Below are 9414 nucleotides of genomic sequence, written 5' to 3' on the forward strand. Positions count from 1 at the left end.
CACTGTGCACAAAGGCGGTGGCGCCCGGGCATTCTCAGGGCTTTGGGTGCCAATGAACAGTGCGCGGGCTGATCGGTGCGCCACCGCCTTTGTGCACAGTGTGGGCGCACACTGGCCATTTGCGCAAAATCCGGCCAGGCAAGGCGATAAACTTTGGCGCATGCAAGTCGCCCTGGCCCAACTCTCTCAGCATCTTCAACGGGGCCTGTCGCCGCTTTATGTCTTGCATGGTGATGAACCCCTGCTGCTGCAGGAAGCCGCCGACGCCATCCGCGCCACGGCCCGCGCCCAGGGCTACACCGAACGCAGCAGCTACACCGTGGCGGGCGCCCATTTCGACTGGAGTGCCGTGCTCGCGGCAGGCGGCAGCCTGAGCCTGTTTGCCGACAAGCAGATCGTCGAGATCCGCATCCCCTCGGGCAAGCCTGGCAAGGACGGCAGCGTGGCGTTGCAGCAAGTGGCTGAATCCGCCAAGGGCAACCACAGCACCCTCACGTTGGTCATGCTGCCGCGCCTGGACAAGGCCACACGCACCGGCGCGTGGTTTGCGGCGCTCGAATCCAGCGGCACGTCGATCCAGATCGACCCCATTGAGCGCGGCATGCTTGCGCAGTGGATCGCCCAGCGCCTGGCCGCGCAGGGCCAGCGCGTGGTGGCGGGCGAAGAAGGCCAGCGCACCCTGCAGTTCTTTGCCGACCGCGTGGAGGGCAACCTGCTGGCCGCGCACCAGGAGATCCAGAAGCTCGCTTTGCTCCACCCCCCCGGTGAGCTGACACAGGCCCAGGTCGAGGCCGCCGTGCTCAACGTGGCGCGCTACGACGTGTTCAAGCTGTCCGAATCCGTGCTGTCGGGCCACACCGCCCGCGTGCAGCGCATGCTCGACGGCCTGCAGGCCGAGGGCGAGGCCGAGGTGCTGGTGCACTGGGCGCTGGCCGAAGACATCCGTGCCCTGAAACGCGTGAAAGACGCCATGAACGCCGGCCGCCCCTTGCCCATGGCTCTGCGCGAGAACCGCATCTGGGGCCCCAAGGAGCGGCTGTTTGAACGCATCCTGCCCAAGGCCAGCGACGCGGCCCTGGCACGGCTGCTGCAGTCGGCCCACACGGTTGACGGCATCGTCAAGGGGCTCAAGCAGCCCGACTGGCCCCAGGATGGCTGGCAGGCCCTACAGAGGCTGGCTTTTCAGCTGTGCCGGGTTGCGCAGAATGCGCGCTGAGAGTACAAGTTAGGGCAAAGAACGTTTTGCGAGGGGAGCAAATGCCACGTTCGGTCCCATCGTCCACCGTCGATTCCTCCCCGGGGTTTGGCGGATAAAGGTAACACCATGAAGTGCGACCCCTCGCATCCTCCAGGAATCGGGTTGTTGCCCGCTAGGCAAAGCTCTAGCGATCTGACGGGCAATCTGCACGCGGTCTATGAACTCATCCGAGCGCGATACCCGTTTTTGGAGCGGGTGGCGCTGGCGTTGTACGACCCTGGAACCGATCTTCTCAAGACTTTCATCAGCAGCAATGCGGACGAGGTGCTGCTCAAGCGCTATGAGGTCAAGCTGTCGCAGGTACCTTCGCTCGCCACGCTGGCGCAGCGCCGAGAAAGCCGCGTAGTGGACGACATCGCCGTTGCATTTGGTACCCAGAGCACGCACAGTGCGTGGCTGGTGGAGCGCGGCTACCGTGCCAGCTACACCCGGCCTGTGTTTCAGGGGGACGAGCTGGCGGGTTTTCTGTTCTTTGATGCCAAGGTGGTCGGGGCTTTCACCGAGGATGTGGCCCGGTTCCTGGATGGTTTTGCAGACATCGTCGCCCAGTTGTTCCTGTTGCAGCGCCGAGTGGTGGACGGTGTGCTGAGCACCGTCAAGGTGGCGGTCGGACTGGCGAGCCTTCGCGACCTGGAGACCGGCCAGCATCTGGACCGCATGGCCCACTATGCCCGGCTGATGGGCCGGGCGCTGGCCGAGCGGCACGATCTGAGCGACGAGTACATCGAGTATCTCTTCCTGTTCGCTCCCCTGCACGACATTGGCAAGGTGGGCATCCCGGACCGCATTCTGCTCAAGCCCGGCCGACTGGACGCAGACGAGTGGACCTTGATGAAAGAACATGTTCGCATTGGCGAGGAGATCATCGGGCGCATCCGGCACGAAGTGGGGGGCGGCGACAGCCTGGCCGGGCAGGTAATGCACAACATCGTGGCCGGCCACCATGAGCGCGGCGACGGTTCGGGCTACCCGCGAGGTCTGGTTATGGCGCAGATTCCGCTGGAGGCGCGCATCGTGGCGGTGGCGGACGTGTACGACGCCCTGTCCAGCCGCCGCGTCTACAAGGATGCCTGGGGAGAGGCGCAGGTGCAGACCGAAATGCTGCGCGAAGTGGCAGCGGGTCGGCTGGACGGCGAGTGTGTGGCCGCTCTCCTGGACGCCGCCGAGGCGCGTGCCGCCGTACTGGCCCAGTTTCGGGAAGAGGCCGAGCTGTAGGGTCGGTTGGCCCGCAAGCTCGGCAGACGGTCACGCGGCCAGCACCCCGCGTGCCTTCTCCGCCCACATCTGCAGGTTTGCCACAAGATCCTTCTGGCTGAACGAGCAGCTTTCCTCTGAAAACAGCGCACTCGATTCCAGTCGGTCCAGCAGGTTCAGCAGCACTTCGCTGTAGCGTGGGGGCAGGGCGGCAAGCAGGGTGGTTTGCTGGCGGGCCAGGGTGCTCAGGGTGGCGGCGGTGTGGTCGCCGCGTTCAAAGGCCTGCAGGGCTTGGGCCAGGGTGGCGAGCTGGGAATGGGCGGTGTCGGTCATGGCCGGGTTCTGTGGTGAGTGTGCAAGGCCGCAAGGGTAAAGCCAAGTGCGGCAAAATCGCTGGATGAACGCCCTCAACGTCGCTGAATACACGCATTCTCTCGGTCTCCAGGCCAAAACGGCTTCTGCGCTGATGGCCAAAGCGCCAGCAGCTATCAAAAACAAAGCGCTCAAGGCGCTGGCGCGGCTGCTGCGCGAGAACGTGGATGCGCTGCAGATCGACAACGCCCGCGATCTGGAGCGTGCCCGCGCAGCGGGCCTGGCCGAGCCCATGGTGGACCGTCTCAAGCTCAGCCCCAAGGTGTTGGAGACCTGTGCCGAAGGCTGCGAACAACTCGCTGCCATGGCCGATGTGATTGGCGAAATCATTGGCATGAAGCAGCAGCCCAGCGGCATCCGGGTGGGGCAGATGCGTGTGCCGATTGGCGTGTTCGGCATGATTTACGAGAGCCGTCCCAATGTGACCATCGAGGCCGCGTCGTTGTCGATCAAGAGCGGCAACGCCTGCATCCTGCGCGGTGGTTCCGAGGCCATTGATTCCAACAAGGCGCTGGCCAAGCTGGTGCAGCAGGCCCTGGCCGAGGCGGGCCTGCCGGAGCACGGCGTGCAGCTGGTGCAGACCACGGACCGCGAGGCCGTGGGCCAGCTGATTGCCATGCCGCAGTTTGTGGACGTGATCATCCCGCGCGGCGGCAAGGGCCTGATCGAGCGCATCAGCCGCGATGCCAAGGTGCCCGTGATCAAGCACCTGGACGGCAACTGCCACACCTATGTGGATGACCCCTGCGACGTCGCCATGGCGGTGAAGGTGGCCGACAACGCCAAGACCAACAAGTACAGCCCCTGCAACGCAAGCGAGGGCCTCTTGGTGGCGCGTGGCGTGGCGGCAGAGTTTTTGCCGCAGATCGGTGCGGTGTATGCCGCCAAGGGCGTGGAGATGCGTGGCTGCCCCGAGTCGCTGGCCATCCTGCAATCGGTGGCGGGCGCCAAGCTGGTGCCTGCGACGGAGCAGGACTGGAGCGAGGAATACCTGGCACCGATCATCAGCGTGAAGATCGTGGCGGGCGTGGACGAGGCCATTGCCCACATCAACCACTATTCGAGCCACCACACCGATGCCATCCTGACCACCAACCACGTGCACGCCCAGCGTTTCCTGCGCGAGGTGGATTCGGCCAGTGTGATGGTGAACGCCAGCACGCGTTTTGCCGATGGCTTCGAGTACGGCCTGGGCGCCGAAATCGGCATCAGCACCGACAAGTTCCATGCGCGCGGGCCGGTGGGTATCGAGGGGCTGACCTCGCTCAAGTACGTGGTGCTGGGCGAGGGTGAAGTGCGGGGATGATTTGCTATATATTTGGTAGCTAAAAAATCAATACAGTCGCGCGCAGGGGCCTTATTTTTCCATGAAAATCATCATCCTCGGCGCGGGCCGTGTGGGCCAGAGCGTGGCAGACAGCCTGGTGTCCGAGCGCAACGACATCACGGTCATCGACACCGACGCCGCGCGCCTGCGCGACCTGGAGTCGCGGTTTGACCTGCGCGGGGTGGTGGGCAATGGCATCGAGCCCGCCGTGCTGGCCGAGGCGGGCGCCGAGGACACCGATCTGCTGATCGCCTGCGCAGCGCAGGACGAGACCAACCTGGTGTGCTGCAAGATCGCGCAGCTGCTGTTCAACATCCCCAAGCGCATTGCGCGCGTGCGCTCCACGGGTTTTCAGGGCGACGACCGGCTGGTGGGCCCCGAGGGTTTTGCGGTGGACCGCATCATCTGCCCCGAAGAATCGCTCACGCGCTACATCGGCAAGCTCATCGACTACCCCGAGGCCATGCAGGTGCGCGAGTTCGCGGGAGGGCGCGCCTGCCTGGTGTCGGGCCGGGCCCGACCCGGTGCGCCCATGGTAGGCCCCACGATTGGCGAGCTGCGCGAACGTGCGCCCGAGATGGCGATGCGCGTGGTGGCCATCTACCGCCGTTTTGCCGATGAGCCAGACCGCTTCATCGCCTGCAATGCCGCCACCCGCATCGAGTCGGGCGATGAGGTGTTTGTGCTGGCTGCGCACGAGCACATCGCCCAGGTGCTGGCGGCCCTGCATCGCCCGGCATCGCAGCCACTGCAGCCTGTGCGCCGCATCATGATTGCGGGCGGCGGCGGGGTGGGCCTGCGGCTGGCGCGCCAGCTGGCGCAAACGCCGGGGCGCTTTCACATCAAGATCATCGAGAGCGATGCCGACCGCTGTGTGGAGCTGGCCTCGGCGCTTCCGTCCGATGTGCTGGTGCTGCAGGGCGACACCACCGACGAGGACCTGCTGGGCGACGAAGGCATCGATGAGGTGGACTTGTTCCTGGCGCTCACCGACGACGACGAGGACAACATCATGTCCTGCCTGCTGGCCAAGCGCATGGGCGCGAGCCGGGTGCTGGCCCTCATCAACCGCCGCAGCTATGCTGACCTGATGCACGGCACGCAGGTCGACATTGCGCTGTCGCCCGCGCAGGCCATGCTGGGCGAGTTGCTGGCCCACGTGCGGCAGGGCGATGTGCAGGCCGTGCACAGCCTGCGACGGGGCGTGGCCGAGGCGCTGGAGATCGTGGCGCGCGGCGACCGCAAAAGCTCGCGCGTGGTGGGCCGCAAGGTCGGTGATCTGCAGCTGCCGCGTGACGTGCACATCGGGCTCATCGTGCGCGGCCTGCCGGATGCTTCGGGCTCCACAGACGCAGCCACAGCCAGCCTGCTTGAGCCCGAGGTCATCATCCCGCGCAGCACGACGGTGATCGAGAGCAATGACCACGTGGTGTTCTTCCTGCCCAACAAGCGGCGGGTGCGCGACGTGGAAAAGCTCTTCCGCGTGAGCGCCACCTTCTTCTGACGCGGAGCCTGCGAGAACGCCATGGTGGACATGTTTCCCGTGCTGCGGGTGCTGGGCATCCTGATCATGATCTTTGCGCTGACCATGGGGCTGCCGCTGTCGGTGTCTTGGTTCCTGCGCGATGGGGTGTGGCATATCTATCCCGTTGCCATGGCGGCCACCCTGGGCGTGGGTTGTGGTCTGTGGTGGAAGCTGCGCCTGTTTCGCCGCGAACTGCAGCCGCGCCATGGCGTCATGCTGGTTACCCTGGTGTGGGTGCTGCTGCCACTGTTTGCGGCCCTGCCGATGATGCTGGTCACCCACGAGGTGGGGCGGCCCATGTCATTCACCCACGCCTACTTCGAAGCGGTGTCGGGGCTTACCACCACCGGCGCCACGGTGTTGACCGGGCTGGATGCTTTGCCGGTGTCCATGAACGTCTGGCGCACTTTCTTGCAATGGGTGGGCGGTATGGGAATCCTGATCCTGGCCGTGGCCGTGCTCCCGTTGCTGGGCGTGGGCGGCAGCCAGCTGTTCAAGGCGGAGGCGGCGGGGCCTGTGAAGGACGCCAAGCTCACCCCGCGCATGACCGAAACCGCCAAGGGCCTGTGGGGCGTGTATGCGCTGTTTTCTGCAGCTTGTGCGCTGGCCTACTGGGCCGGGGGCATGGACCCGATCAACGCGCTGATGTACATGTTCTCCACCGTCAGCCTGGGCGGACTGTCGCCGCACGACGCGAGCTTCGGTTTTTACCAGTCGCCGCTGCTGGAGGCGATTGCAGTGGGTTTCATGCTGGTGGCCAGCTGCAACTTCGCGCTGTATTTTGTGGCCATCCGCAAGGGGCACTGGCATGGCTTCTGGCGCGACCCGGAGCTGCGCGCCACCTTGTTCACGTTGGTGGGCGGGGGGCTGCTTGTATCGGTGCTGCTGTGGGTCAAGGGGGTGTATGCGCCGCTGGACGCGCTGCGCTATGGCATGTTCAACCTGGTGTCGGTGGCCACGACCACGGGCTACGCCACGGTGGACTACCTGAGCTGGCCGGTGTTTGCGCCGGTTTTCATGCTGTTGTTGTCGGGCGTGGCCACCAGCGCGGGCTCCACGGGGTGCGGCATCAAGATGGTCCGCATGCTGATCCTGCTCAAGCAGGCACGGCGCGAGATGAACCGCCTGGTGCACCCCCGCGCCGTGCAGCCTGTGCGGCTGGGAGATGCATTGGTGGACAACCGGGTGATCTTTTCGGTGCTGGCCTTCATGCTCGTGTATGGCGCCACCATCATTGGCCTGAGCATGGTGCTGCTGCTGACCGACCTGGACCCGGTGACCGCGTTTTCGGCTGTGCTTGCCAGTGTGAACTGCATGGGGCCGGGGCTGGGCAGCGTGGGCCCAGCGTCCAACTACGCGGTGCTGACGGATTTTCAGGTGTGGGTGTGTACGCTGGCCATGCTGCTGGGGCGGCTGGAGATACTGAGTTTCATGGCACTGCTCACCCCTGCGTTCTGGCGCCGTTGATTCCACCTCCAAGCCATCCATGTCGCTGTTGTCTTGCCCTGTCGTGCTGCAGCGATTCCAGCGGCTTCGCGCCCAGGCGCGAATGGTCTGGAAATGAAAAGACTCCGGTTTGTGCGGTGGCGCCTTGCGAAACGGGAAGGCGACCCCAAATCCCTACAATTCGTCCGCAATTTGCTTCCCGAGGGCATCTATGGTTCCGCATCTCATCACGGCCCTCACGGGACCGATCAACGAACTTGAACAGCGCATTCTGGACTCGATGCCCGCCATCGAACGCTGGTTCCGGCTGGAATGGATGGAGCACACGCCGCCGTTCTACACCTCGGTGGACATCCGCAACGCGGGCTTCAAGCTGGCCCCAGTGGATACCAATCTCTATCCTGGCGGCTGGAACAACCTGACCAAGGAGATGCTGCCGCTGGCGGTGCAGGCCGCCATGGCCGCCATCGAGAAGATCTGCCCTGAGGCGCGCAACCTGCTGATCATCCCGGAGAACCACACGCGCAATACGTTCTACCTGGCCAACGTGGTGCAGCTGCAGCGCATCTTCAACATGGCTGGGCTCAACGTGCGCGTGGGCTCCATCAGCCCTGAGATCAAGAAGCCTACGCTGATCGAGCTGCCCAATGGCGACACGGTGACGCTGGAGCCCGTGGTGCGCACCAAGCGCCGCCTGGGACTCAAGGATTTCGATCCCTGCACCATCCTGCTCAACAACGACCTGTCTGCAGGCCCGCCGGGCATCCTGGAAGACATCCACGAGCAGTACCTGCTGCCCCCGCTGCACGCGGGCTGGAGCGTGCGCAGAAAGAGCACCCACTTCAAGAACTACGAAGAGGTGGCCAAGCGCTTTGGCAAGATGCTGGGCATCGACCCCTGGCTCATCAACCCCATGTACAGCCAGTGCGACGGCGTGGACTTTGCCGAAGACTTGGGGCTGGACAAGCTGCAGACCACGGTCGACGCCCTTCTGACCAAGGTGCGCCGCAAGTACAAGGAATACGGCATCAACGAGAAGCCGTTCGTCATCGTCAAGGCCAACAACGGCACCTATGGCATGGGCATCATGACCGTGCGCGATGCCAAGGAGCTGGATGCGGTCAACCGCAAGACCAAGAACAAGATGGCTGTCATCAAGGACGGCCAACCGGTCAACGACCTCATCATCCAGGAAGGTGTGCTGACGCAGGAGCGCGTGCACGAAGCCGTGGCCGAGCCCGTGGTCTACATGATGGACCGCTACGTGGTGGGCGGTTTTTATCGCATGCATGCCGAGCGCGGCGTGGACGAAAACCTGAATGCGCCCGGCGCGAGTTTTGTGCCCCTGGCCTTCGAGCACAGCACCCACATGCCGCAGCCCGGTGTGCGCCCCGGGGTGAGTGCGCCCAACCGCTTCTATATGTATGGCGTGGTGGCGCGGCTGGCGATGCTGGCGGCCAGCTACGAGCTGGAAGCGACCAACCCCGACGCCGAGGTATACGACTAGCCCGCTGAGTCGCCTGCGGCGCCTTCCTCCAGGTGGCGCCCCCAGCGCCCGAAAGCGAAGCGCTGCCAGTGCTGCGGGGCGGCCCTTGAGCGGCAGCTGCTGGTAGCTGCTTGCCAGTGTTGCCGGTCTTGCAGGTCGCACCCAGGTTGAACGGACCGATGAGTGGCGCAAGGTGGGTGCGCCTGCCACGCCCGCACCTGCCTGCCAAGGGGGGCAGCAAGGGCCAGTTGCTGCGTCGCAACATTGGGCGGATGCCTCCAGGCGCATGATCTGGCTCAGGCGCACAATAGCGTTCCCAAAAGTAACAGAATCCCGGCGGCTGCGCGCATGCCGGGTGCGGTCAGTGCAAAGCTCCAAATCTTCGCTCGCAGCGCTCACGCTGGGCGCTATCGGTGTGGTGTACGGCGACATCGGCACCAGCGTGCTGTATGCCGTCAAAGAGGTGTTCGGCTCCGGCCATGTGCCTTTCACCCCGGACAACATCTACGGCATCCTCTCCATCTTTTTCTGGACGCTCACGGTCATCGTGTCGCTGAAGTACGTGGTGCTGGTGCTGCGTGCCGACAACCACGGCGAAGGCGGTCTCATTGCGATGCTGGCGCTGGCCTCGCAGGCCGTGAAAGACAAGCCCCGGCTGCGCGGTGTGCTGCTTGCGGTGGGCATTTTTGGCACTTCGCTGTTTTATGGCGATGGCGTCATCACCCCGGCCATTTCGGTGCTGTCGGCGGTGGAGGGGCTGGAGGTGGTTTCGCCCCACTTCAAGCAGTACGTGATCCCCATCACCC

General features: G+C 64.6%; 8 protein-coding genes. 7 read left to right on the top strand and 1 reads right to left on the bottom strand.

Annotated elements, in window-relative coordinates; translation table 11 throughout:
• Window positions 1–160 precede the first annotated feature (160 nt).
• Window positions 161–1216, top strand: a complete 1056-nt coding sequence (gene holA, locus DBR12_RS01495; RefSeq protein ID WP_108615643.1) for a DNA polymerase III subunit delta — start codon at window positions 161–163, stop codon at window positions 1214–1216.
• Window positions 1217–1324: 108 nt separating this feature from the next.
• Window positions 1325–2473, top strand: coding sequence for an HD-GYP domain-containing protein (locus DBR12_RS01500; protein ID WP_108615637.1), 1149 nt, complete (start codon window positions 1325–1327; stop codon window positions 2471–2473).
• Window positions 2474–2503: 30 nt separating this feature from the next.
• Here the strand turns inward: DBR12_RS01500 and DBR12_RS01505 are convergent, their stop codons facing one another.
• Window positions 2504–2785, bottom strand: a complete 282-nt coding sequence (locus DBR12_RS01505; RefSeq protein WP_108615638.1) for a hypothetical protein — start codon at window positions 2783–2785, stop codon at window positions 2504–2506.
• A 64-nt stretch (window positions 2786–2849) separates the two neighbouring features.
• Here DBR12_RS01505 and DBR12_RS01510 point away from each other — a divergent pair, with 64 nt between their 5' ends.
• From DBR12_RS01510 to DBR12_RS01530, 5 genes are all read left to right on the top strand, one after another.
• Entirely contained in the window at window positions 2850–4130 is a 1281-nt protein-coding gene (locus tag DBR12_RS01510) for a glutamate-5-semialdehyde dehydrogenase (RefSeq protein WP_108615639.1), read from the top strand.
• A 61-nt stretch (window positions 4131–4191) separates the two neighbouring features.
• Window positions 4192–5655: a Trk system potassium transporter TrkA gene (gene trkA / locus DBR12_RS01515; RefSeq protein WP_108615640.1), complete on the top strand. Its 1464-nt coding sequence runs from the start codon at window positions 4192–4194 to the stop codon at window positions 5653–5655.
• 21 nt (window positions 5656–5676) lie between these two features.
• Window positions 5677–7143 (top strand): TrkH family potassium uptake protein, encoded by a 1467-nt coding sequence (locus tag DBR12_RS01520; protein WP_108615641.1) that lies wholly within the window; start codon window positions 5677–5679, stop codon window positions 7141–7143.
• 190 nt (window positions 7144–7333) lie between these two features.
• On the top strand, window positions 7334–8629 hold the full coding sequence (gshA, locus tag DBR12_RS01525) for a glutamate--cysteine ligase (protein ID WP_108615642.1): 1296 nt from the start codon (window positions 7334–7336) through the stop codon (window positions 8627–8629).
• Window positions 8630–8972: 343 nt separating this feature from the next.
• Window positions 8973–9414: KUP/HAK/KT family potassium transporter (locus tag DBR12_RS01530; protein ID WP_199226606.1), on the top strand; the 442-nt coding region annotated here is incomplete at its 3' end.

It is taken from the genome of Acidovorax sp. HMWF029, from assembly GCF_003060895.1.
In the GTDB taxonomy this organism is placed as follows: Bacteria; Pseudomonadota; Gammaproteobacteria; order Burkholderiales; family Burkholderiaceae_C; genus Acidovorax.